At 73.6% G+C, this 23078-nt stretch carries 20 protein-coding genes; 18 read left to right on the top strand and 2 right to left on the bottom strand.

Annotation, left to right across the window (positions count from 1 at the left end; genetic code table 11):
- The coding region (locus G3I41_RS25220; protein ID WP_164402665.1) for an AAA family ATPase at positions 1 to 2051 on the bottom strand (2051 nt) is incomplete at its 3' end.
- 244 nt (positions 2052 to 2295) lie between these two features.
- Between G3I41_RS25220 and G3I41_RS25215 the strand changes: the two genes are divergently transcribed.
- Genes G3I41_RS25215 through G3I41_RS25180 form a run of 8 tightly spaced genes read left to right on the top strand, consistent with a single transcriptional unit; the run spans position 2296 to position 10845 of the window.
- Entirely contained in the window at positions 2296 to 4947 is a 2652-nt protein-coding gene (locus G3I41_RS25215) for a DUF6531 domain-containing protein (protein WP_164402664.1), read from the top strand.
- On the top strand, positions 4940 to 5344 hold the full coding sequence (locus G3I41_RS25210) for a hypothetical protein (RefSeq protein ID WP_164402663.1): 405 nt from the start codon (positions 4940 to 4942) through the stop codon (positions 5342 to 5344). Before G3I41_RS25215 ends, G3I41_RS25210 begins: the two co-directional genes overlap by 8 nt.
- A 32-nt stretch (positions 5345 to 5376) precedes the next feature.
- Positions 5377 to 6408, top strand: coding sequence for a 3-oxoacyl-ACP synthase III family protein (locus G3I41_RS25205; RefSeq protein WP_164402662.1), 1032 nt, complete (start codon positions 5377 to 5379; stop codon positions 6406 to 6408).
- Between the two features lie 4 nt (positions 6409 to 6412).
- Positions 6413 to 8278 carry an HAD-IIIC family phosphatase gene (locus G3I41_RS25200; protein WP_164402661.1) on the top strand — a complete coding sequence of 622 codons (1866 nt, stop codon included), beginning with the start codon at positions 6413 to 6415 and terminating at the stop codon, positions 8276 to 8278.
- Positions 8275 to 8502: a hypothetical protein gene (locus tag G3I41_RS25195; RefSeq protein ID WP_018522891.1), complete on the top strand. Its 228-nt coding sequence runs from the start codon at positions 8275 to 8277 to the stop codon at positions 8500 to 8502. Before G3I41_RS25200 ends, G3I41_RS25195 begins: the two co-directional genes overlap by 4 nt.
- On the top strand, positions 8499 to 9269 hold the full coding sequence (locus tag G3I41_RS25190; RefSeq protein WP_164402660.1) for a 2-oxo acid dehydrogenase subunit E2: 771 nt from the start codon (positions 8499 to 8501) through the stop codon (positions 9267 to 9269). The genes G3I41_RS25195 and G3I41_RS25190 overlap by 4 nt, the downstream gene beginning before the upstream one ends.
- Positions 9266 to 10348, top strand: coding sequence for an alpha/beta hydrolase (locus tag G3I41_RS25185; RefSeq protein ID WP_164402659.1), 1083 nt, complete (start codon positions 9266 to 9268; stop codon positions 10346 to 10348). Before G3I41_RS25190 ends, G3I41_RS25185 begins: the two co-directional genes overlap by 4 nt.
- A complete protein-coding gene (locus G3I41_RS25180; protein ID WP_020573000.1) occupies positions 10345 to 10845 on the top strand; it encodes a flavin reductase family protein in 501 nt (166 codons plus the stop codon). Before G3I41_RS25185 ends, G3I41_RS25180 begins: the two co-directional genes overlap by 4 nt.
- Here G3I41_RS25180 and G3I41_RS25175 read toward each other — a convergent pair.
- Entirely contained in the window at positions 10835 to 11515 is a 681-nt protein-coding gene (locus G3I41_RS25175; RefSeq protein ID WP_164402658.1) for a TetR/AcrR family transcriptional regulator, read from the bottom strand. The genes G3I41_RS25180 and G3I41_RS25175 overlap by 11 nt on opposite strands.
- 79 nt (positions 11516 to 11594) lie before the next feature.
- On the opposite strand from G3I41_RS25175, the gene G3I41_RS25170 reads away from it, so the two are divergent.
- From G3I41_RS25170 to G3I41_RS25125, 10 genes are all read left to right on the top strand, one after another.
- A complete protein-coding gene (locus tag G3I41_RS25170) occupies positions 11595 to 13067 on the top strand; it encodes a DHA2 family efflux MFS transporter permease subunit (RefSeq protein ID WP_164402657.1) in 1473 nt (490 codons plus the stop codon).
- 87 nt (positions 13068 to 13154) lie between these two features.
- Positions 13155 to 14198: an LLM class flavin-dependent oxidoreductase gene (locus G3I41_RS25165; RefSeq protein WP_164402656.1), complete on the top strand. Its 1044-nt coding sequence runs from the start codon at positions 13155 to 13157 to the stop codon at positions 14196 to 14198.
- Positions 14199 to 14256: 58 nt separating this feature from the next.
- Entirely contained in the window at positions 14257 to 15906 is a 1650-nt protein-coding gene (locus G3I41_RS25160; protein WP_164402655.1) for an ABC transporter substrate-binding protein, read from the top strand.
- Positions 15903 to 16868: an ABC transporter permease gene (locus G3I41_RS25155; RefSeq protein WP_164402654.1), complete on the top strand. Its 966-nt coding sequence runs from the start codon at positions 15903 to 15905 to the stop codon at positions 16866 to 16868. Before G3I41_RS25160 ends, G3I41_RS25155 begins: the two co-directional genes overlap by 4 nt.
- Positions 16865 to 17737: an ABC transporter permease gene (locus tag G3I41_RS25150; protein ID WP_164402653.1), complete on the top strand. Its 873-nt coding sequence runs from the start codon at positions 16865 to 16867 to the stop codon at positions 17735 to 17737. The genes G3I41_RS25155 and G3I41_RS25150 overlap by 4 nt, the downstream gene beginning before the upstream one ends.
- Positions 17734 to 19362: an ABC transporter ATP-binding protein gene (locus tag G3I41_RS25145; RefSeq protein WP_164402652.1), complete on the top strand. Its 1629-nt coding sequence runs from the start codon at positions 17734 to 17736 to the stop codon at positions 19360 to 19362. The genes G3I41_RS25150 and G3I41_RS25145 overlap by 4 nt, the downstream gene beginning before the upstream one ends.
- A gap of 65 nt (positions 19363 to 19427) precedes the next feature.
- On the top strand, positions 19428 to 20630 hold the full coding sequence (locus G3I41_RS25140) for an acyltransferase (protein ID WP_164402651.1): 1203 nt from the start codon (positions 19428 to 19430) through the stop codon (positions 20628 to 20630).
- Positions 20627 to 21850, top strand: a complete 1224-nt coding sequence (locus G3I41_RS25135) for a cytochrome P450 (RefSeq protein ID WP_164402650.1) — start codon at positions 20627 to 20629, stop codon at positions 21848 to 21850. The genes G3I41_RS25140 and G3I41_RS25135 overlap by 4 nt, the downstream gene beginning before the upstream one ends.
- A gap of 43 nt (positions 21851 to 21893) precedes the next feature.
- Positions 21894 to 22088, top strand: a complete 195-nt coding sequence (locus G3I41_RS25130) for a ferredoxin (RefSeq protein ID WP_018522878.1) — start codon at positions 21894 to 21896, stop codon at positions 22086 to 22088.
- 2 nt (positions 22089 to 22090) lie between these two features.
- Positions 22091 to 23005: an alpha/beta hydrolase gene (locus G3I41_RS25125; protein ID WP_164402649.1), complete on the top strand. Its 915-nt coding sequence runs from the start codon at positions 22091 to 22093 to the stop codon at positions 23003 to 23005.
- Positions 23006 to 23078: the final 73 nt, after the last annotated feature.

The raw sequence follows: 23078 nt of genomic DNA, 5'->3' as shown, positions 1-23078 counted from the left end.
TGGGCCCAGGCGGCGGCGCTCACCGCGGCGGACAGGGCGGCGTGGTCGCCGCGGCCCATGGCGCGGGAGACGGCGGTGCCCTCCTGGACGGCTTCGAGGGCGTCGGCGAGCCGGCCGCTCTGGTAGTGCACGTAGCCGAGCGTGTCGAGCAGCGGCGGCAGCAGGTGGGCGTCGCCCCGGGCGCGCGCGGCGGTCAGGGCGCGTTCGGCATGCCCGTGGGCGGGGCCGTACCAGCCCATCAGGGCCTCGGCCCAGCTGAGAACCAGCAGGTAGCCGGCCTCCGCGTCACCCGCCGCGCGGCCCGTGTCCAGCTCGTCCAGGGCCTGGGCGGCCGCGTCCAGGGATGTCTCGGCCGCGCACATGTCGGCGTCGAGCACGGCGCACAGCCCGGCGAGGCTGAGGGCGCCGCCGAGGGTGACGGGGTCGGCGGCGCCCGTGCGGTGCGTGAGGATCTCGACGTCGGTGCGGGCGGGCACCTGGCCGGCGAGCACCTTGGCCAGCTGCTGGTGGACCCGCAGCATCAGCCCGGAACCGGCCGACGCGGCTTGGGCCGTGCGGAGTTCGGCGGTCAGCAGGGCCTGCGCCCCCTCGTCGTGACCGGTGCCGGCGAGCACGGCGGCGAGGAAGGCGGCGGTGCGGGCGCGGTCCTCGGGTGTCCGGCCGTCGGGTCCGGCGAGGATGTCCGCGCGCAGGGACATGATGCGCTCGGCGTCCCCTCCGGCCGCCAAGGCCCGGACCACCTGCTTCCAGAGATCCGTGCCTCCGGCCCCGGCGTCGCCCCCCGTCCGGCGCCGGAGGCGGAACGCGGCCGTCAGCCAGTGCGCCGCGTCCGCCGCCCGGCCGGCCTGGACGCAGGCGTGGGCGGCGGCGGCCAGCACCTCGCCGTCGGCCGGGCGTACCCCCGATCCGGCGCGCTCGATGTGCGGGGCGATGTCGAGGGCCGGCAGTCCGAGGCGGATGAGCCGGTCCCGGGCGCGGCGGTGGGCGGCGGAGCGCCAGCAGGGGTCGGCGTCGGCATAGAGGCAGCCCCGGAGCAGGGGGTGGCGGAAGGCGAGGACTCCGGGTCGGTCCGTGGCGCGGACCAGGTCGCGGCGGCGCAGGCCGGACAGCTCCCGGCAGGCGTCGTCGCGGGTCGTGCCGGCCACTTCGGCGACGGCGTCGATGTCGAAGACGCTGCCCAGGACGGCGGCGGCGTGCATCACCGTGCGAGTGGTGCACGCGAGGAGCGCGGTCTCCGCGAGCAGCCGGGCGCCGAGCGCGCCGGTGGTCCCGGGGTCGAGGGTGTCCCCGGCCCGGGGCCCGGCCTCGGCAAGGGCGGTGAGGTAGAGCGGGTTGCCGTCGCCGCGGGCGTGGAGGCCGGACAGTTCCGGGTCGTCCGGGTCCAGGCCGAGGAGTGCGCCGCACTGCTCCTCGGTCAGCGGGCCCAGGCCGATGGACTCGACGGCCCCGGTCTCGCCGCCCTGCTGGAGGACCGCGCGCAGGGGGACGGGCGCCTGCCGGGGGCGGTGGGCGACGACGACCAGCAGGCCGCGGTCGAGGGGCCACCGGACCAGGGTCTCCAGGAGCCGGATCGAGCCGGGGTCGGCCCAGTGGAAGTCGTCGAGGACGAGCAGGGTGCCGTCGGCCGCGGAGGCGGGACCGGTCGCCAGCAGGCGGCGCACTTCGGCGAGGAACGGGGAGCGCCAGGCGCCCTGTTCGGCTCCGGGCGGGAGTTCGGTGAGGGCGTCGACGAGGGCGGCGGTGGCCGCCGCGACCGCTGCCGGCCGGGTGGCGGCGCTCTGCCAGATGGTGAGGGCCTGGACGAGGGGGTGGAACGGCACCCCGGTCTCGGCCTCGGCGCAGCGGCCGTGGAGCACGGCGAGTCCCTGGGCGCGTGCCTCCCGGGTGAGTGCGGTGAGGAGGGCGGTCTTGCCGGTTCCCGGGTCGCCCGCCAGTTCCACGATGGCCGGACGGCCGTCCCGGGCCGCCCGGAGGAGGCCGTCGAGCCGTGCGGTCTCGGCGGCGCGGACGGCCGCCGCGGTGCCCGGCCCGGTGATGGTGGTGATGCCCATGAAGCAGGTCCCTTCCCCCGGTCCGCGCGACCGCTCTCCCGGCGCGCGGAGACACCCAACTGCCTTGGCTCTCGCCAGAGTAGGCGCGGGTGGCGGCGTGAATCGTTCTGTAACAGAACTTTCATGGTGCGTTCCGGGCGGGCGCTGCCGGTGACCTTAGAGGTGCTTTAGACGCCCTCAGCAGCCTGGCTTCCATCGAAACCCGCTGATTCGCCTCCCCGCCGGCCCAGTTGAGGAGCCTCCCGTGACCACGCCCCGGGACCTGCCCGCCCATCGCGCCGCGCGGCGCCTCGCCCTCGGAGACCGCTGCGAGCTGCTGGTCGACCTGCACGAGGGCGAACTGATCGTGCGCCAGCTGGACCTGGTCGTCGCCGGAGGCGCCCGCCATCTGCGGCTGGTGCGCGAGTACCGCAGCCACTCCCGGGCGGAGCGGGGCTTCGGCCCCGGCTGGTCGTACGGGGCGGGCCCCGGTTTCGAGCCCGACGCCACGGGCGAGCCGGTGACGTTCACGGACGGCCGGGGCCGGGTGGTGTCCCTGCACCGCGATGCCGAATGCCGGGTGACGAAGATCGTCGACCCACTGGGGGCGGAGGCCGCCTCGTTCGCGTACGACCGTTCCGGACGGCTGGAGCGGCACATCGGGGCGGACGGGGCGACCACGGCCTTCCTCTGGGACGCGGACGGGCGGCTGGTGCGCGTCACCGACGCACTCGGCGACACCGTGGACCTCTCCTACGACGGCATGTTCGCCGTCTCGGAACTCTCCTGGGACGGTCCCGGGGGCCGGGCGCGTACGGCGTTCGACTACGGGACGGACCGCACGCTGGTGACCGGGCCCACGGGGCTGCGCACGGGGTACGTCTTCGACGCGCAGGGCCGGCCGACGGCCGTCGAGCACCCGTCGGGCCAGGTCCTCGTCCGCACCCGGGACGCCGGTGGCCGCCGGGTATCCGTCACCGACACGACCGGCGCGACGCTCACCCGGACCTACGACGAGCAGGGGCGGCCGGTGTCGCTGCGGCTGCCGACGGGGGCGTTGTCCCGGGTCGCGTACACCCCGCTGGAGGGCGGCGGGACGCTCACCTCGCTGCGCGGTCCGCAGGGCAGCGAACTGGAGCTGGAGTACGACGCGGCGGGCCGCCCGGTCCGCAGCCGGGCGGCCGGACGCGGGGCGGACGTGGACCGGCGGAGCTACGACCCGGTCCACGGCGGGCTCACGGAGATCACCGACGGCAACGGGGCCCGTACCCGCTTCGGCTACGACGCGGCAGGCGACCTCACCTCCGTCACCCCGCCCGCACCGCTGGGCCGCACGGTATTCGGGTACGACGGGCTGTCCCGGGTCACCTCGGTGACCAGCGGGGCCGGTGACCGCATCGGCCACCGGCACGACCCGGCGGGCCGGCTGGCGGAGGTCACCGACGAGAGCGCGGGGCGCACGCTGCTCGTCCTGGCTCGCGACGCGCTCGGCCGGGTGGTCCGCAAGTCGGGTCCGGGCTGGTCCTACGCGTTCGGCTGGGTCAGGACGGCGGGGGGCGACCGGCTGACGGCGTCGGTGCGCACCGGCGAGGCCGGTTCCGCTCCGGAGGCGACGGGTGCGGTGTACGACTCCGAGGGCGCGCCGACCTCGTTCACCACCCCGGGCGGCACCACTCGCTACGGCCTGGACGGCGCGGGCCGCACCGAGACGGTCACCACTCCGGCCGGCCGCACCGCGCGGTTCGTCCGCGATGCGGCGGGGCGACCAGTGCGCGTCGAACTCGGGTCGGCCGTGCAGGAGTTGCGGTACGACGCCTCCGGCCGCCGGACGGCGCTCACGGTGCGCGGGCCGGGCGGCGAGACGCTGCTGTCGGCGGAGTACGGGTACAGCTCGGGCGGTGGCGCGGACAGTGACCGGCTGCGCTGGGCCGTGACCGACGGGGAGTTCACCGGTTTCGCGTACGACGGGCTCGGGCGCCTCGTGCGGGCGGGCGACACGACGTTCGCGTACGACGGCGCCCACCATCTGCGCCGGCTGGGATCGACGGAGTTCACGCTCAACGACGCGGGCCAGGTCGTCCGGTTCGGCGAGACCCGGTTCGCGTACGACGGGGCGGGCAACTTCACCGAGGAGACGAACCCCACCGGCTCGTTCCGCTACAGCGCCACCCAGCAGACGCTGACCGGTGTCTTCGGCGGCGTCCGGGTCGTGGACGTGGACTACGACGGGCTCGGTCAGGAGACACCGCGCCGCATCACCGAGACCACCGTGGACGGGCGCACCGTCACCCATGTGCTGACCCACTCCGCGCTCGGGATCGTGCGCACGAGCGACGACGGGGTGCCGACCGACTACGTGCGCACCCCGGACGGCACCCTGCTCGCCGTCCTCACCGCGACCGGCCGCCACTACTGGGCGGTGACCGACCAGCAGGGTTCCGTCCTCGCGCTGATCGACGAGGAGGGCGGGCTCGCCGCCCGCTACCGCTACACCCCGCACGGGGCCGTATCGGCGTCGGGCGAGGCGGCGGCGGTGAACCCGTTCCGCTACCGGGGCGCGTACCAGTTGCTGCGCAGCGCGCACCTCCTGGACCAGCACCTCTACAACGGGTTCTGGGGCCGCTTCACGCAGCCGGACCCGACGGGCGCCCAGTACGCCCCGTACACCTTCTCCGACAACGACCCGGTGAACAGCGGGACCTGGACACGGCACGGCTTCTGGTCCGTGCTCGCCCGGCCGCACCAGCCCGCCGCGGAGGTCTTCTTCCCGTCCGCATGCTCCCCGGACGCGGCCCGCGCCGCGACGGACGCCCTCACCGGGCCGGGCGCGCGTCTCGCCGCGCCTCCCCTGATCGCCTGGGCGCCACCGCCCGGGTCCGTATCCCCTTCCCATCGAGAGGAACCGTCAGATGGCTGACCAGATCGTGCTGCGCGTCCCCAGGGAAGTCGTGGTGAAGGTGGTCGACGATGTCGAGGTCGCCGATCCGAGCGTGGGCCAGACCGGCACGTTCGACGACGAACTGTTCGACGAGGACGGCACGTTGATAGGCACCTCGCATGGCTCGTTCCGCATCGAGTACGTGCGGCCGGGCGACGGCGGGCTGCTGACCTACTACACCGAGGACATCACGCTCGACGACGGCACCATTCACGCCGAGGGGTGGGCGGACTTCAACGACGTGCGCACCAGTGAGTGGGTGCACTATCCGGCGACGGGGACCGGCGGCCGTTACGAGGGGCTGCGCGGCTTCCGCACCTGGCGGATGACCGGGGTCAGGGCCTCCGCCGAGGCGCGCATCCTGCTGTCCGACTGAGGCCGGTTCCGTACGAGCGAGGAAGGGCCCTCATGACGGGTCGGGACGTGTACATAAGGTCGGCGGCCTCCGCGCTTCCCGGCGCGCCGCTGGACAACGCCACGCTGGCACGGCGATTCGGCATGGACGCGCTGTGGCAGCAGTGGGTGGATGTCTTCATCGGCACCGCCTCGCGCCACCTGGCGCTGGACCTGGACTCCGGGAAGCTCACCTTCTCGCTGGCGGACCTGGCCGAGAAGGCCGGGCGCGCCGCCCTGGACCGGGCCGGTCTGGGACCGGACGGGGTGGACGCGATCGTGCTGGGCACGGCGACACCGGACCGGCTCATGCCGGCGACGGTCAACATCGTCGCGGACCGGCTGGGCGTCGACGGCGTACGGAGCTATCAGCTCCAGTCGGGGTGCTCCGGCGCCGTCCAGGCGCTCGACCTCGCCCAGCAGCTGCTGCGCGCCGGGAGCGCCCGCACGGCGCTGGTCCTCGGCGGCGACGTCATCGCCAGGTTCTACGACCTGGACGCCGACCTGCGCACCACCGCACCGGCCGAGCTGGTGAACTACGTCCTCTTCGGGGACGCGGCCGGCGCCGCCGTGCTGTCCACCGAGCCGGGCCCGGGGTCCGCCTCGGTGCGGGCGCTGTTCAGCCGGTTGGTGGGGCTCGGCCGGGAGCCGGGCGCGGTTCTGGAATGGTTCGGCCCCGCCGACCACGACAGCGACCGGCCCGCCGCGACCGAGGACTACAAGGCGATCGAGCGGCACGTCCCGGTGATGGCCGGCGAGGTGCTCGACGAGCTGCTGGACGGCCTGGGCTGGGCGCGCGAGGACGTGGACCTGCTTCTGCCACCGCAGCTGTCGGGCCGGATGACCCGGCTGATCACCGAGGGGCTGGGGCTGCCGGACGCCGAGGCGGTCTCCTGCGTGGACGACGCCGGAAACTGCGGCAACGCCATCGTCTTCCTCCAGCTGGAGCGGGCGCTCGCCCGGCTGGCGGGCGGGCGGCGTGCGGTGGGCATCTCCATCGAGTCCAGCAAGTGGCTCAAGGCGGGCTTCGCCCTGGAAGGGAACTGACACCGTGACCGACGCGACCGCCGAGAAGCTGCGGGAGATCACGGCCGAGGACTACCCCGCCGTACGGGGCCTGGTGGCCGGTCTGGCCGGGGACGCGCTCGTCCGGGCGGGCCGGCTGCTGGCCCGGCTCGACCCGGACCGGGTGCTCGCCGCCCACCCCGCCACGCCCGCGCCACTGATCGCGGTGACCGGCCACGGCACGCTCACCGCGCTGGTGCCGGCGCTCACCGGGGAGCTGGCCCGGCACGGGCTGCTGGCACGGGTGCGGCCCTCCGACTTCGACAGCTGGGTCTTCGACCTCGCGGACCCCGGCAGCGCGCTGTACGCCGCCGGGCCCGCGCTCGTCCTGTGCGTGCTGGACGCTGACCTGGTGGCCGGTGAACTGCCGCTGCCCTGGCGGGTGGAGGACGTGGAACGCGTCCTGGCCGAGAAGACGGCCCTGGTCGAGCGGGCCGCCGAGGTCTTCGCGACGGCCGCCCGGGGCGCCACGCTCGTCCTCAACACGCTCCCGCTCCCCCGCTCACTCACCGCCCAGCTCGTGGACCTGGGTGCCCGTGCCCGGCTCGGCGCGGTGTGGCGGGAGGCCAACGCGCGGCTGCTGCGGCTGACGGAGACCCGGCCCGAGGTGGTCACCGTCGATCTGGACCCGCTGCTCGCGGAGGGGACGCCCGCCCGGGACGTACGGCAGAGCGTCTACGCCAAGGCGCACCTGTCGGACGCGCTGCTGGCCGGATACGCCCGCGAGGTCGGCCATCTGGCGCGGCAGGCGGCGGGCGGTACGAAGAAGGTGCTCGCCCTGGACCTGGACGACACGGTGTGGGGCGGGGTGCTCGGGGAGGCCGGTCCGGAGGGGATCGAGGTGGCGGGAAGCTACCGCGGGGAGGCGTTCCGGCGCTTCCAGGCGGTGGCGAAGCAGCTGGGCTCGCAGGGAGTGCTGCTGGCGGCGGTCAGCAAGAACGACCGGGAGCCGGTGGTGAAGACCCTGCGCGAGCACCCGGACCTCACCCTGCGGGAGGACGACTTCGTACAGGTACGGGCCAACTGGCGGCCGAAGCACGAGAACCTGGCCGAGCTGGCCGCCGATCTCAACCTCTCCACGGACAGCTTCGTGTTCGTGGACGACAGCGCCTTCGAGTGCGGCCTCGTGCGCCGCGAGCTGCCCGGTGCGACGGTCCTCCAGGTGAGTGAGGAGCCCGCGCTGCACGTCGAACGTCTCCTCGCCGACGGCTGGTTCGACGTACGGGCGCTGACCGCCGAGGACCGGGCCCGCCCGGCCCGCTATCGCGAGGAGCAGGCCCGGCAGGACTTCCTGCACACCTTCGACTCGCTCGACGGCTATCTGCGCGAGCTGGACATCTCCGTGGCCCTCGCCCCCGTGGACGCGGCCCGTACCGACAGGATCTCCCAGTTGACCTTGCGCACCAACCAGTTCAACCTCACCACCCGGCGGCTCCAGCCGGCCGAAGTACGGGCACTGCGCGAGGACCCGGCGGCGCGGGTGCTGGCGATCGATTCGGCGGACCGGTTCGGGGACAACGGCCTGGTCGGGGCGGTGCTGCTGCGGCGCGATGCCGGGGTGCTGCACATCGAGAACTTCCTGCTGAGCTGCCGGGTCTTCTCGCGCGGTATCGAGCAGGCGGTGCTGGGCGCCGTACTGGAGCACGCCTTCGACGAGGGCGCGGAGGAGGTGCGGGCCGGGTATGTGCGGACCGCCCGCAACGGCAAGGTGGCGGACTTCTATCCGAGGGCCGGCTTCGGGACGGTGCGCGCCGACGACGCCTCGGCCGACTTCCGGCTCACCTCCCGGCCGGCCGCCGCCCCCGTGGACCACATCCGACTGACCGCGCGCTTCGAGAGGGACCTCCCGTGAAGACCGTCGATGACTTCGTCACGCTGCTGCGCGACGAACTCGCCCTGCCCGTCACCGCCGAGGACCTGGGGCGCGGGCTGGACACCGTGGAGTCCTGGGACTCGGTACACCTGCTGGCGCTGTGCACGGTGCTGGAGCGGGAGACCGGCCGTTCGCTGCCGCTGGCCGACGTCCTGGAGGCGACCAGCCTGCGGGACGTGTACCTGCTGGCAGTGGCGCCGTGAGCGACGCCCAGCAGGCCGGTGCGCCGCTGCCCCGCCAGCGCCGGCACACGCTGTTCTTCCTGGAGGTGATCCGGGACTTCTCGCCGGTGTTCCTCGACACCGAGGTCGACATGAGCCGGGTGCTCGCCCACCGGGCGTCCGCGCTGGGGAGCGAGGGCGTGCGCTACTCGACCACCTCGTACGTGCTGCGCGCGGCCGGCCGGGTCCTCGCGAAGCATCCGGACGCCAACGCGGCGGTGAGCGGAGGACCGCTCCGGCCCCGGATCGCGCACTACCCGTTCGTCAACGGGAAGGTCGCCCTGGACCGCGTCCTGGACGGCCGCCGGGTCGTCCTCGGCACCATCGTGCCCGACGTCCACGAGGCCGAACTGCCGGCCATCCAGGAGCATCTGGCCCGCGTCAGGGACGGCGACCCGGAGAGGCTGCCCGAGTTCGAAGGGGTGCGGAAGCTGCACCGGGCGGGCTGGACCGAGGGCCGCAGGGCGTTCCGCAAGGCGGCGCACTCGCTCGCCCTGCGCCCCCATCTCAACGGCACGTTCGCGGTCACCTCACTGGGCCACCGCGCGGTGGACTCCTTCCACTCGGTGGGCGGCACCACGACGACGTTCGGTGTGGGCAGGGTCCTGGACCGGCCCGTCGTGCGGGACGGGCGGATCGTGGTGGCACCGGTGCTGCGGCTCAGTCTCGCGTTCGACCACCGGGTCATCGACGGGGCCGAGGCGGCGGACGTACTGACCGAGGTCAAGGAGGCGCTGGAGAGCGTATGAACGACATCGCGGAACTGAAGAACTTCGTGGTAGCGCACACCCGTTCGCAGGGGCTGCCGTCCGAGCACTACGACCCGCTGCTCGCGCGGATCTCCGACGACGGGGACGGCACACCGGGCTCCTGGGTGCACGAGTGGAGCGCCGAGGGCGCACGGCTGGAGGCCGAGGGCAGACCGCTCGACGCCTGTGTGCACTACAACATGGCGCGCTTTCCATTCGTGGACGGCGCCGCGCGGCAAGAGGCGCTGGAGCGGTGCACGGCTGCCTTCGACATCTGGCGGTCCGACGTCCCGACGGTGCAACGGCTGGACGTCGACCTCGCCGGAGGCCGTATCCGCTGCTGGACGGCGGGGCTCGACGCCTCGGACCCGAAGCCGCTGCTGGTGATGACCGGCGGGATCGTGTCCGTCAAGGAGCAGTGGGCGCCGGTGCTGCTCCAGCTGGCGGCGCTGGGCTTCGCCGGGGTGGTGACCGAGATGCCGGGGGTGGGCGAGAACACCCTGTTGTACGGGGCGGACAGCTGGCAGATGTTCCCGGCCCTGCTCGACGCGGTCGGCGGCCGGGCCGACACCTCCCGGACGTACGCGCTGGCGCTGAGCTTCAGCGGTCATCTGGCGCTCCGGGCCGCCCTGCACGACGCCCGGATCAGCGGGGTCGTCGGGGCGGGGGCGCCGCTGCGCGACTTCTTCACGGACACGACGTGGCAGCGGACGGTGCCCCGGGTCACGACGGACACGCTGGCGCATCTGACCCGGACGAAGCCGGACGAGGTGTACGGGCTGATCCGGGACTGGGCGCTGACGCCCGACGAGCTGGCGGCGCTGCGGATTCCGGTGGCGCATGTGACGAGCCTGCGGGACGAGATCATCCCGCCGGGCGACGCCAGGCTGCTGCGGGAGCGGGTGCGCGGGGTGCGGCTGCTGGCCCACGACGACGTGCACGGCTCCCCGTCGCACTTCGCGCAGACGCGGTTGTGGACGCTGCTGTCGGTACTGCGGATGCGCGGCGGATACGGAGAGCAACGGCTCGCGCTGACGCGCGAGTTCGCACGACTGCGGTACGGAGGGAAGCGGGGATGACCGGCACGAGAGCCCCTGAGGGCGGGACCCGATGTCTGCGCAACGTGCTCGGGCGGTTCGCGACGGGAGTGGTGGCCGTCGCCTCGCAGGACCCGGTGACCGGTGTGCGGTCGGGGCTGGCGGCGAACTCCTTCTGTTCGGTGTCCCTCGATCCGCCGCTGGTCTCGTTCTGCGTGGCGGAGACCAGCACCAGTTGGCCGCGCATCCGGGCCGGCGGGCTTCTGGGCATCAGCATCCTGGGCGTCGGGCAGCGCGAGGCCGCGTCCCGGCTCGCGGTGACCGGCGGGGACAAGTTCCACGGGATGCCGTGGGGCCGGTCGCCGGACGGGGCTCCGGTGCTCGAAGGCGCGCTGGCCTGGCTGGAGTGCTCCATCGAGGCGGAGCACCCGGCGGGCGACCATGTGATCGTGGTCGCCCGGGTGCACCGGCTGGACGCGGTCGAGGACGGCGACCCGCTGCTGTTCTTCCGGGGGTCGTACGGACGGCTCAGCCGCTGACCGCGCCGGGGGCCTTGGCGTCGGCGCCGAAGGCGCGCAGGAAGGTGTCGACACCCGCCGTGACGACTTCGGCGACCTCCGCCGGGTCGAGCGGCCGGGTGCCGAGCGCGCTCATCCCCGGCAGCTCGTCGTAGACCAGCGCGATGAACTGGTTTGCCGCCCTGACCGGGTCCTCGACCCGCAGGTGCCCGGCGTTGGCCAGCCGGGCGAGGCGGCCCGCGAGCGCCTCGGTGAACTGGTTGGGCCCGCTGGCCCGTACCGCGTCGAAGAGGTCCGGGAAGCGCAGGGCCTCCGCGTACAGCAGCCGGCGCACGGCCTCGGACTGCTCGTCGCAGTAGCAGTCGACGAGCTTGGTGGCCAGGTCCTCCAGGCCGGGGCGGAGCTGGTCCGGGTCGGCGGGGAAGGCGGTGAGGACGTCGAGGGTCTTGGCGTTGGACCGGGCGGCGGTCTCCGTCATGACGTACCGGAAGAGCTTCTCCTTCGAGCCCAGGTGGTTGTAGATCGTCGGCTTCGACACCCCGGCCTCGGCGGCGATCACGTCCAGGCTCGCCTGGGCGTAGCCGACCTGCGCGAAGACCCGCAGGGCCGCCTCCACGATCGCCCGTCGCTTGTCGAGGCGCCCCCGTTCGGCGGGGCGCCCGGCCGTCTCTTCGTTCTCGCCAACGCTCATGCGCCCATGCTACCGTGCCAGCCACCTGTTTTTACTACCCAGTTAAATTTTCTGGGTAGAGTGGTTCAAAGGAGTTGCCGTGTCTGAAACAAAGCCGGCGGAGAGCGGGCCTGCCCGGCTCGATGCCGCACTGCTCACGCTCGTCGGCGTCATGGTGCTCGGCGGGATGATGTCGTACCTGGACGCGACGATCGTCAACGTCGGGATCAGCACGCTGGGCGGCGAGTTCCACGCGACGCTGGCCACCATCGAGTGGGTCACCACCGGCTATCTGCTCGCGGTCGCCCTGGCGATCCCGCTGGCCGGCTGGGCCGTGGTCCGCTACGGCGCCAAGCGCATGTGGCTGCTCGGCCTCTCGGTGTTCCTGATCGGCTCGACGCTCTGCGCCTTCGCCTGGAACGCGGAGAGCCTCATCGCCTTCCGTATCGTCCAGGGCTTCGGGGGCGGCATGGTCGACCCGATCATGATGACCGTCGTCGCGGGCGCCGCCGGACCCGCCAGGATCGGCCGGGTCATGGGCCTGGTCTCCGTCCCGATCACGCTCGGCCCGGTGGTCGGCCCCATCATCGGCGGGCTGCTGCTGGACAATTTCTCCTGGGAGTGGATGTTCCTGGTCAACATCCCGTTCGCGCTGGCCGCGATCGTGCTGGCGATCCGGGTGCTGCCGGCCGATCCGCCGCCGAGCGGCGACCCCGTGCCGTTCGACGCGCTGGGCGTGGCGCTGCTCTCCCCCGGCTTCGCCGCGATCGTGTTCGCGCTGTCCCAGGCGGGCGGCGACGGCTTCGGCAGCACGAGGGTGATCGTCGGACTCGTGGTGGGGGTCGCCCTGTTCGTCGCGTACACCGTGCACGCGCTGCGTACTTCGGTCACCCCGCTGCTGGACCTGCGTCTGTTCGGCAGCAAGGGGTTCAGCGCGAGCGTGACCACCATGTTCCTGCTCGGCGGCGGCCTGTTCTCGCTGCTGTTCCTGCTGCCTCTGTACTACCAGCAGGTCCACGGGCACTCCGTCCTGGAGTCCGGGCTGCTGCTCGCTCCGCTGGGCCTCGGCACCCTGATCGGGATGCCGATCGCGGGCAACCTCGCCGACAAGGTCGGTGCCCGGAGGCTGGTCCCGACCGGTGCGCTGCTGATCGGCGTCGGCGCCCTGGTCTTCACCGGTTCGGGCTCCGGCACCTCCCAGGTCGCCCTGACCGCCGCGCAGTTCGCCGCCGGCTTCGGCATGGGCCTGGTCGGCGCGCCCACCATGGGCTCGGTCTACAAGACGGTCCCGGGTGAGTCGGTCGCCGGGGCCACCGGCGCGGTCTTCATCCTCAACCAGATCGGCGCCTCCCTCGGCATCGCCGTCGTCGCCCTGATCCTCCAGGGCGGCGGCTCCCACGCCGCCCCCACCGCCGGCTCCTTCTCCCACGCCTTCTGGTGGCCGGTCGCCGCGGCCGTCGTGGTCTTCGCCGCCGGGCTCCTGCTGCCCGGGAAGCCCACGCCCGAACCGGCCGCCGTCGAGACGCCGGAGAAGACGCCCGCCGAGGCGGAGCCGGTCACCGACCACGCCTGAGACCGGCCCCGCCCCTTCCCGCACCCGTACGTCCGCCCCGCGCCGCCGGGCCACCCGCCCGGCGGCGCGCTCCTCCCGGAGGTCTCCATGAGCCGTCCCACCGGCATTCCCCTGTCCGTACTCGACGTGGTGCCCGTCTTCGAGGGCGGCTCCGCGACCCAGGCCCTGCGCGACACCGTCGCCCTGGCCCCGCGCGTCGAGGCTCTCGGCTACCTGCGCTACTGGGTGGCCGAGCACCACAGCACCCCCAGCCTCGCCACCTCCGCGCCCGGCATCCTCGCCGGACGCCTGGCCGCCGCCACGACCACCCTGCGCGTCGGCTCCGGCGGCGTCCTGCTGCCCAACCACGCGCCCTTGGTGGTCGCCGAGCAGTTCGGCACCCTGGAGGCGCTGCACCCGGGCCGCGTCGACCTCGGACTCGGCCGGGCGCCCGGCACCGACCCGCACACCGCCCGCGCCCTGCGCCGCGCCCCGGAGCGCGGCGCCGACGACTTCGCCGAGCAAGTGGCCGAGCTGAACGGCTACTTCGCGCCCGCCGCCCCCGCCTCACCCATCACCGCCGTGCCCGCCGCCGACGGCCGGCCCGACCTGTGGCTGCTCGGGTCCAGCCCGGCCAGCGCCGAACTCGCCGCCTCGCTGGGGCTTCCGTACGCCTTCGCCCACCAGATCAACCCGCACGCGACCACGTACGCCCTGGACCGCTACCGGCAGTCCTTCCGGCCCTCGGCGTACCTGGACCGGCCGCGTACCCTCATCTCCGCGCTGGTCACCGTCGCCGACACCGACCGGGCCGCGCGCGAGGTCGCGGCGCCCTACCTGCTCGGCAAGATAGAGATGCGGACGGTACGCCGCTTCGACGCGTTCCCCTCGGCGCGGAGCGCGGCCGGGTACACCTACGCCGGGCCGGAGTTGCAGTTCCTGGAGGAACTGGCCGGGCGTCAGCTGATCGGGGCTCCGGACACCGTGCGCGACAAGCTGGCGGAGCTGGTGGCACGCACCGGGGCCGACGAGCTGATGGCGCTGACCGTGGTACCGGACCAGGCGGACCGGCTGCGCTCGTTCGAGCTGCTGGCGCACGCGGCGCACGAGGTGCGGCCCGGCTCCGCCGAGGGCGTTTCAGCCCAGCTTTAGACGGCCTGGCGACAGTACGTCCGCCCCCCTCACCCCGTTTCACGTTCCGGAGTCCCCTATGCACCCGCCCCACCCGCGCCGCACTCCCCGCAGAGCAGCTCTGCTGTCCGTCCTGCTCCTCGCCGCCGTCACCGCGTGCAGTTCCGACGACGGGGCCGCGCCGGCCGCTCAGGCGAAGCCCCGCAGCGGCGGCAGCCTCACCTACGCGGCGCAGCAGGAGCCGGACTGCTGGGACCCGCACACCAGCGCGCAGGACGTGACCGCCTTCGTCCAGCGCCCGGTCTTCGACTCGCTCGTCTACCAGACCCCGGACGGGGAGCTGGAACCGTGGCTGGCGAAGTCGTGGAAGACCTCCGCGGGGGGCCGGACGTACACCTTCGAGCTGCGCGACGACGTGACCTTCCACGACGGGAAGCACCTGGACGCGGCGGCGGTGAAGGCCAACTTCGACCACATCACCGCCAAGGCGACCCGGTCGCAGTACGCGGCCGGGCTGCTCGGCCCGTACAAGGGCACCACCGTGAAGGGGACGTACGAGGTCGAGGTCCGCTTCAGCCGTCCGTACGCCCCCTTCCTCCAGGCGGCCAGCACCACCTATCTCGGCATAGCCTCGCCCGCCTCCCTGAAGGCGGGCGCCGACAAGCTCTGCGCGGGCACCGATTCCGTCGGCTCGGGGCCTTTCCGGGCCGGCGCCTACACCCGGGGCCAGAAGCGCGGTTACACCAGGAACACCGCCTACGCGTGGGCCCCGAAGGACGCCGGTCACAGCGGGCCCGCCCGACTGGACGCGTTCACCATCCGCTTCCTCACCGAGGACGCCACGCGGGTCGGCGCGCTGACGTCCGGTCAGGTCGACGCGGTGGCCGCGCTGCCGGCCAACCAGATCGCGGCCGTACGCCGCAACGCCCGGCTGGACGTGGTCACGAAGGACGTGCCGGGCGCGGTCGACACGTTCTACCTGAACACCAGGAGCCCGCTCTTCTCCGACGAGCGTGTACGCAAGGCGTTCCAGCGGTCCGTCGACCTGGACGCCCTGGTGAAGTCGGTGTTCCAGGGCACCGGCACCCGCGCCTGGAGCACCCTGTCCCCCGCCACCCCGCACAGCTACGACTCCGCGCTGGAGAAGAGCTGGCCCTACGACCGGGCACTCGCCGGCCGGCTCCTGGACCAGGCCGGCTGGAAGGGGCGTGACGCGGAGGGCTACCGCACGAAGAACGGCGCACGACTGACCGTGGTCGCCCCGGTCTACGGCAAGGCATCGGTGTTCTCGCAGGCCGTGCAGGGCGATCTGAAGAAGGCGGGCATCTACTTGAAGCTCGCCGCCTCGACCGACGCGACGGCGGTCTCCGCCCAACTGGACGAGGGGCGCTACGACGTCGTCGAGACGTCCTGGGCGCGCGGTGACGGCGACATCCTCAGCAGCTTCTTCCTGTCCACCGAGTCGTCCGAGGGCGGCGGGCACAACTTCGCGAAGGTCACCGACCCGCAGGTCGACGCCTGGCTGAAGAAGGCGCAGGGCACCACGGACCCGGACGAGCGCGCCGCGTACTACGCGCACGTGCAGAAGTGGACGATCGACCACGCCGCGGTGGTCCCCGCCTATGTCCAGAAGGCGTCCGTCGGGGTGAACAAGAAGGTGCACGGGCTTCGGCTGTCCCTGTCGGCGTGGCCGGAGTTCTACGCCGCCTGGGTCGAGGCCGGCCGATGACACCACCGCACATATCCGCCGCGGTCCGGGCCGTCACGGCCCGGGCCGGGGCGGCCGTCCTCGTTGTCTGGGGGGCCGCCACCTGCGCCTTCCTGGCACTGCACCTCATCCCCGGCGATCCGGTCAGCGCGATCGTCGGGTCCAACGCGCTGGTCGGCGCGGAGCAGCGCGAGGAGATCCGCCACCACTACGGCCTGGACCGCTCCCCGCTCGTCCAGTACGGCGCGTACCTCAAGCAGCTGGCCACCGGGGAGCTGGGCGACTCCTACCAGTTGCAGCAGCCGGTCTCCTCGGTGCTGGCGGATCAGATCGGGCCGACCGCGCAGCTCGCGCTCTGGTCCTCGCTGGTCGCGGTGGTGCTGGCCGCGACCGTGACCGTGCTGACGTCGGGGCGTTCCCGGTGGCCGCGCCGGGTGTCGTCGGCGGTGGAGCTGCTGGTGGTGTCCACGCCCTCGTTCTGGCTCGGGATCATGCTGCTGACGGTGTTCTCGTTCCGGCTGGGCTGGCTGCCGGTCTCCGACAGCGGCGACGCCCGCTCGCTGGTCCTCCCGGTGATCACGCTGGCGCTGCCGATCGGGGCGGTTCTCACGCAGGTGCTGAGGGAGGGGCTGCTCGGGGCGCTGGAGCAACCGTTCAGCCTGACCGCGCGCTCGCGCGGGCTCGCCGAGCACACCGTGCGCTCGCGCCACGCGCTGCGCCACGCCGCACTGCCGGCGCTCACCCTGACCGGCTGGTTCACCGGGACGCTGCTGGGCGGCGCGGTGGTGGTGGAGAACGTCTTCGCCCGCTCGGGCATCGGCCGGATCACCCTCCAGGCGGTCGGCGACCGCGACCTGCCCGTGGTGCAGGGCGTGGTGGCGCTGTCGGCCGTGGTGTTCGTGCTGGTCGGCGCGGTGGTGGAGCTGCTGTACGTGGTCGTGGATCCACGGCTGCGCAAGGGTACGGGGGTGGCCGCCGCATGAGCGTCGAACAGGCCGTACGGGCCGGGGCACCGGTCGCGGCGGTCCGCAGGACCCGTCGGGGCCGGGTGCGGCCGGGGGTACTGGCCGCCGCGGTGCTGCTGGGGCTGATCCTGCTCGCCGCGCTGGCCCCCTCGCTGCTGGCCCACGGCAGCCCGACCGACACCGACCCGGTGCACGCGCTCCAGGCGCCGGGCGGGGCGCACTGGTTCGGCACGGACCAGCTGGGGCGGGACGTCTTCGCCCGGGTGGTGCACGGCACCCGCTACTCGCTGGCCATCGGCGCCGCGGCGACGGGTGCCGGGGTCGGGCTCGCCGTGGTGTGGGGACTGGCCGCCGCGCTGTCCGGCCGGTTCGGCGACGCGGTGCTGATGCGCGCCGCCGACGCGCTGCTGGCGCTGCCGGGGCTGCTGCTGGCCCTGATGGTGGTGCTCATCGCCGGCAAGGGGGTGCTCGGCACCACGATCGCCGTCGCGGTGGGGACGGCGCCCGGGTTCGCCCGGGTGGTGCGGGCGCAGGCACTGGTGGTGCGCCGGTCCGGGTACGTGGAATCCGCCGTGTCGCTGGGGGTGCCGCGTCCGCTGATCGTGCTGCGCCATGTGCTGCCGAACACGCTGGGGCCGCTCCTGGTGCTGGCCACGGTCACGCTCGGGGCATCCATCTCGACCGGGGCGGCGCTGAGTTATCTGGGCCTGGGCGCGCAGCCGCCGACGCCCGAGTGGGGGGCGATGCTCACGGAGGGCCAGGGATTCCTGGACCAGGCGTGGTGGATCGCGCTCTTCCCGGGCCTCCTGCTGGTCTCCACGGTCCTCGCGGTCACCGTCGTGGGCCGCCACGCACAGGCACGAGCCGAAGGACGGGCCGCCTCATGACGACCGCATCGACCACGACCCCCCTGTTCGAGGTCGCCGGACTGAACGTGCGCTTCGGCACCGGACCCGGCGAGGTGCACGCGGTGCGCGACGCCGCGTTCTCGCTCGACGCCGGCCGGTGCCTGGCGGTCGTCGGCGAGTCGGGTTCCGGGAAGAGCGCGCTCGCCCGCTCCCTGCTCGGCCTCGCGGGCCCGACCGCCCGGGTCACCGCGGACCGGCTGCGCGTCGCGGGCCGCGAGGCCGGGGAGTTCGGCCCCCGCGAGTGGCGGGCGGTACGGGGCCGGCGCGTCGGCCTCGTCGCCCAGGACGCGCTGGTGGCCCTGGACCCGCTGCGGCCCGTCGGCAAGGAGATCGCGGAGCCGCTGCTGACCCACCGCGTCGTCCCGCGCAGGGAGGCCGGGGCCCGCGTGCTCGCCCTGCTGGCGCGGGTCGGGGTGCCCGAACCGGCGGAACGCGCGCGGGCCTACGTCCACCAGCTCTCGGGCGGACTGCGGCAGCGGGCGCTCATCGCCTCCGCGATCGCGGCCGAACCCGGTGCGCTGATCGCGGACGAGCCGACGACCGCCCTCGACGCCTCCGTCCAGTCGCGCGTCCTGGCGCTCCTGGGCGAGCTGAAGGACGGCGGTACCGGGCTGCTCCTCATCAGCCACGACCTGGCGGTCGTCGAGGCGCTGGCGGACGAGGTCGCCGTGATGAAGGACGGCCGGATCGTGGAGTCCGGGCCGGTCGGCCGGGTGCTGGAGGCGCCGGAACACCCTTACACCAAGGGCTTGTTGGCGGCCATTCCCGGCAGCGCTCCGCGCCGGGGGCGCACCGTCGCGGCACCGGACGACGGCAGCGCTCCGCTGCTCGACGTCCGCGGGGTCACCAAGGTGTTCAAGGGGGCGCGGGGCAGCCGCAGAACGGCGGTCGACGCGGTGTCGTTCGCGTTGCGGCCGGGCGAGGCGGTGGGCCTGGTCGGCGAGTCGGGTTCGGGCAAGTCGACGCTGGCCCGCATGGTGCTGGGGCTGGCCGCGCCGGACGGGGGCACGGTGGAGCTGGGCGGGGCGCCGTGGAGCGGTCTGCGCGAGCGGGACCGCCGGGAGCGGCGGCACACCGTGCAGCTCGTGCCGCAGGACCCGCTCAGCGCCTTCGACCCGCGCTGGAGCGTGGCCCGGATCGTGGGCGAGGCCCTGGCCACCGCCGGGGTGGCACGCGCGGAACGCCGGGAGCGCACCGTACGGCTGCTGGAGCACGTGGGTCTGTCCGCGGAACACCTGGAGCGCCGGCCGCTCGCCCTGTCCGGCGGGCAGCGTCAGCGGGTCGCCGTCGCGCGGGCCCTGGCACCTTCGCCCCGGCTATTGGTGTGCGACGAGCCGGTGTCGGCCCTCGACGTGTCCGTGCAGGCCCAAGTGCTCGACCTGCTGCGGTCGTTGCGGGAGAAGCTCGGGCTGGCGACGCTCTTCATCTCGCACGATCTCGCGGTCGTCCGGGAGGTGTGCGCGCGGGTGCTGGTGATGAAGGACGGCCGGATCGTGGAGTCCGGCCCGGTGGAGCGGGTCTTCGCCGAGCCGGCGCATCCGTACACGCGCGCCCTGCTGGAGGCCGTGCCGCGACGGGCGCGTACCGCCGTAGAGCGGCTTTAGAACCGGCCAACACGTGACTGCGAGCCTCAGCGGGCCACTTTCGGACAAGCCGGAGGCCATCAGCCATGCCAGGGTCACCCGTCCCCTCCACCGCCACCCCGCCCGCACCCGACCGGCCGCGGGCCGCCAGGCTGCCGTCCCTCACCGGGATGCGCTTCCTGGCGGCCCTGCTGGTCTTCGCCTTCCACACCACGTTCCAGACCCGGTTCATCGGCGGCGATCTGGGCGGCGCGTTGAGCGACTGTTTCGCCAACGCCGGGTTCTACGGGGTGACGTTCTTCTTCGTGCTCAGCGGATTCGTCCTGACCTGGTCGGCGCGTCCCGCCGAGGGCGCGCCCCGGGTCTGGCGGCGCAGACTGGTGAAGATCTTCCCCAACCACCTCGTCACGCTCGCCGCCGCCGCCTTCCTGATGGCGGCGGCCTCCGAGGTGTTCACCACGAAGGGCGTCCTGGCCAATCTCTTCCTCGTCCAGGCGTGGATACCGGAGATCCAGGTCCCCAACACGATGAACGCCGTCAGCTGGTCGCTCTCGTGCGAGCTGTTCTTCTACCTCGCCTTCCCCTTCCTGCTGCCCGTCCTGGAACGGCTCTCCGCCCGCCGGCTGTGGACGCTCGCCGGGGTGCTCGCCGCTCTCACCGTCCTGGTCCCGGCCGTCAGCAGCTGGATGGTGGCCGGGACTCCGCTGCCGTTCATCGCGGACGGCTCGCTGTCCTTCGAGCAGATCTGGTCCGTCTACTTCTTCCCGCCGGTCCGGGCGATCGAGTTCGTGCTCGGCATGATCGCCGCGCGGCTGGTGCTGACCGGTGCGCTGCCCCGGATCGGACTGCTGCCCGCCGCCGTGATCGCTGTCGGCGGGTACGTGCTCAACTCCTCGGTGCCGTATCTCTACGGGGTGGCCGGCACCGGCGCCCTGTGGCTGACCCCGCTGGTCGTCGCCGCCGCGCAGGCCGACGCCCGGGAGACCGCCTCGCCCTTCCGGGGACGGGTGCTGGTGCGGCTCGGGGAGCTGTCGTTCGCGTTCTACATGGTGCACGGGCTGGTGGTGACGTACGGCCACAAGTGGCTCGTGGCCGACGAGAACCTGTCCGGCGCCGCGGCGGCCGCGCTGCTGCTCGCCGCCCTGCTGACCGCCCTGGCCCTGGCCCTCGCTCTGTACAGCTGGGTCGAGGCCCCTGCCGTACGGCGGTTCAGTGCTCCTCGCGCGAAGAAGCCGGCGGGCCCCGCGCCCGCCGTCGTCCCACTCACTGCCCTGGAGGCCGGGGAATGACCGAGGCCGGTACCGAAGCACCCGCCGACGCACGCGAACTGCCCGCCTACCCGCAGGCCCGCGGCTGCCCTTACCAGCCGCCCGCCGGCTACGACGCCTACCGCGACCAGGGGCCCGTCTCCCTGGTGGAGCTGTACAACGGCCGCCGGGTGTGGGCGGTGAGCGGGCACGCGGAGGCGCGGCAGGTCCTGCTCGACGCGGCCACGTACTCCTCCGACCGGGTCCATCCGCACTATCCGGCCACGGCCCCGCGTTTCGAGTCGGCGCGCAAGGTGCGCAACTTCATCGGCATGGACCCGCCGGAGCACACCGTGCAGCGGCGCATGCTGCTCACCAACTTCACCGTCCGCAAGGTACAGGCGCTGCGGCCCGGCATCCAGCGGCTGGTCGACGAACTGATCGACACGATCGAGGCCAAGGGCCCGGTCGCCGACCTCGTCCCGGACTTCGCCCTGCCGGTGCCGTCCGTCGTCATCTGCGAACTGCTCGGCGTTCCGTACACCGACCACGCCTTCTTCGAGCAGCAGTCGCGGCGGGTGGTGACCGGGACGACGAGCCTGGAGGACAGCGCCGACGCGTTCGCCCAGCTCGCCTCGTACCTCGACGGGCTGATCCGTCGCAAGGAGCAGGAGCCCGGCGACGGGCTGCTGGACACCCTGATCGCGGAGCAGCTGTCCTCGGGCGGGCTGAACCGGCGCGACTTGGTCGACATCGCGCTGCTGCTCCTGGTGGCCGGGCACGAGACCACCGCCAGCGCCATCGCGCTCGGTGTGCTCACCCTGCTGGAGAACCCGGAGCAGCTGGCGGCGTTGCGCGCCGACGAGACGCTGCTGCCGGGCGCCGTCGAGGAGCTGCTGCGGTACATGGCGATCGCCGACGGGGTCGCCCGGTTCGCGACGGCCGACACGGAGCTGGGCGGGCACCGGATCAAGGCGGGTGACGGGGTGATCGTCGTCATCTCCTCGGCCAACCGGGACGACGCGGCCTTCCCGGCCGCCGACGCCTTCGACGTGGGGCGCGGCGCGCGCCACCACATCTCGTTCGGGCACGGAGTCCACCAGTGCATCGGCCAGAACCTGGCGCGGGCCGAGATGGAGATCGCGCTGTCCACACTCTTCCGCCGGCTGCCGGGGCTGCGCCTCGCCGAACCTTCGGGGCAGCTGCCGGTCAAGGAACCGGGCGGGGTCCAGGGCATCTGGCGCCTGCCCGTCACGTGGTGAGCACGTCTGCCGCCTCGTGGTGATCAGAAGGGAACCGGAAGCCATGCACATCAAGGCCGATACACAGCGGTGCCTGGGCGCGGGGCAGTGCGTCCTGTCCGCCCCCGACCGCTTCGACCAGTCCGACGAGGGCACGGTCCTGGTCCTGGAGGACCGGGTGGACGGTCCGGCCGAGGAGGCGAGGCTGCGGGACACCGTGGCGCTCTGCCCCTCGCAGGCCATCGCTCTGGAGGCCTGATCATGCCGGTGACGGGACGGCTGGCCGACGCGGTCGCCGACCACCGTGCGGGCCCCCGGCCGCTGGGTGAACTCCCGGCGGTTCCGGGGGCCGAGGTGTCGGAGCGATGGATTCCGGGCGCGCCCGGGGAGCCCCTGGTGCGGGTGCGGATCTACCGCCCGGCCGGGGCGGGGGCGGCGCTGCCCGCCGTGGTGTGGATCCACGGCGGGGGCTTCGTCCTCGGCAGCGTGGACTCGGTGCACCACTCGGCCGCCCAGGCGGCGGTGTTCGCCCCGGCGGTGGTCGTGGCGGTGTCCTACCGGCTGGCGCCGGAGGATCCGTTCCCGGCGGGGCTCGACGACTGCTGGGCCGCGCTGGAGTGGACCGCTGGGAACGCGGCGGAGATCGGCGCGGACCCCGGCCGCCTTGCGGTCGCGGGGGCGAGCTCCGGGGGCTGTCTGGCCGCCGGTCTGACTCTGCTCGCCCGGGACCGGGGCGGCCCTGCCCTCGTCTTCCAGCACCTGAGCACCCCGGTGCTGGACGACCGGCTGGAAACGGACTCGATGGCCGCGTTCACGGACACGCCGATCTGGAACCGCCGCCTCGCGCGGGAGAGCTGGGAGCTGTACCTGGGCGGCCGGGCCGAACTTCCCGCGCATGCCGCGCCGGCGCGCGCGGCGGACCTGGGCGGCCTGCCCCCGGCGTACCTCTCGACCGCGGGGCTCGATCCGCTGCGCGACGAGGGCCTGCTGTACGGGCTCCGCCTGGCGCGGGCCGGAGTGCCGGTGGAGGTGCACAACTTCCGCGGCGCGTACCACGCGTTCGGCGGTTGGGCGGGCACCCCGGAGCCGGACGGCGACGAGCCGCACCGCGTGGCCCTGGAGCACCTGACCGCGCTGCGGCGCGGGCTGCACGCGGGCGGGCCGGGGGCGATTTAGAACGCGCAAAGGCCGCCGTTAGCGGGGCCGGTGAGGGTGGTGGCTCCGCCGGGTCGTCCTCGACGAGGGAGTA

The organism is Streptomyces sp. SID9727 (genome assembly GCF_010550605.1).
Lineage (GTDB): Bacteria > Actinomycetota > Actinomycetes > Streptomycetales > Streptomycetaceae > Streptomyces.
This window is presented reverse-complemented; position numbering and strand designations above follow the sequence as displayed.

Bases quoted from the DNA above. Each gene is read 5' to 3' on its own strand.
- G3I41_RS25175 (WP_164402658.1), bottom strand. From the start codon at position 11,515: ATGAGCGTTGGCGAGAACGAAGAGACGGCCGGGCGCCCCGCCGAACGG.
- G3I41_RS25150 (WP_164402653.1), top strand. From the start codon at position 16,865: ATGAGCGTCGAACAGGCCGTACGGGCCGGGGCACCGGTCGCGGCGGTC.
- G3I41_RS25180 (WP_020573000.1), top strand. From the start codon at position 10,345: ATGACCGGCACGAGAGCCCCTGAGGGCGGGACCCGATGTCTGCGCAAC.
- G3I41_RS25125 (WP_164402649.1), top strand. From the start codon at position 22,091: ATGCCGGTGACGGGACGGCTGGCCGACGCGGTCGCCGACCACCGTGCG.
- G3I41_RS25130 (WP_018522878.1), top strand. From the start codon at position 21,894: ATGCACATCAAGGCCGATACACAGCGGTGCCTGGGCGCGGGGCAGTGC.
- G3I41_RS25205 (WP_164402662.1), top strand. From the start codon at position 5,377: ATGACGGGTCGGGACGTGTACATAAGGTCGGCGGCCTCCGCGCTTCCC.
- G3I41_RS25135 (WP_164402650.1), top strand. From the start codon at position 20,627: ATGACCGAGGCCGGTACCGAAGCACCCGCCGACGCACGCGAACTGCCC.
- G3I41_RS25140 (WP_164402651.1), top strand. From the start codon at position 19,428: ATGCCAGGGTCACCCGTCCCCTCCACCGCCACCCCGCCCGCACCCGAC.
- G3I41_RS25155 (WP_164402654.1), top strand. From the start codon at position 15,903: ATGACACCACCGCACATATCCGCCGCGGTCCGGGCCGTCACGGCCCGG.
- G3I41_RS25185 (WP_164402659.1), top strand. From the start codon at position 9,266: ATGAACGACATCGCGGAACTGAAGAACTTCGTGGTAGCGCACACCCGT.
- G3I41_RS25160 (WP_164402655.1), top strand. From the start codon at position 14,257: ATGCACCCGCCCCACCCGCGCCGCACTCCCCGCAGAGCAGCTCTGCTG.
- G3I41_RS25145 (WP_164402652.1), top strand. From the start codon at position 17,734: ATGACGACCGCATCGACCACGACCCCCCTGTTCGAGGTCGCCGGACTG.
- G3I41_RS25165 (WP_164402656.1), top strand. From the start codon at position 13,155: ATGAGCCGTCCCACCGGCATTCCCCTGTCCGTACTCGACGTGGTGCCC.
- G3I41_RS25210 (WP_164402663.1), top strand. From the start codon at position 4,940: ATGGCTGACCAGATCGTGCTGCGCGTCCCCAGGGAAGTCGTGGTGAAG.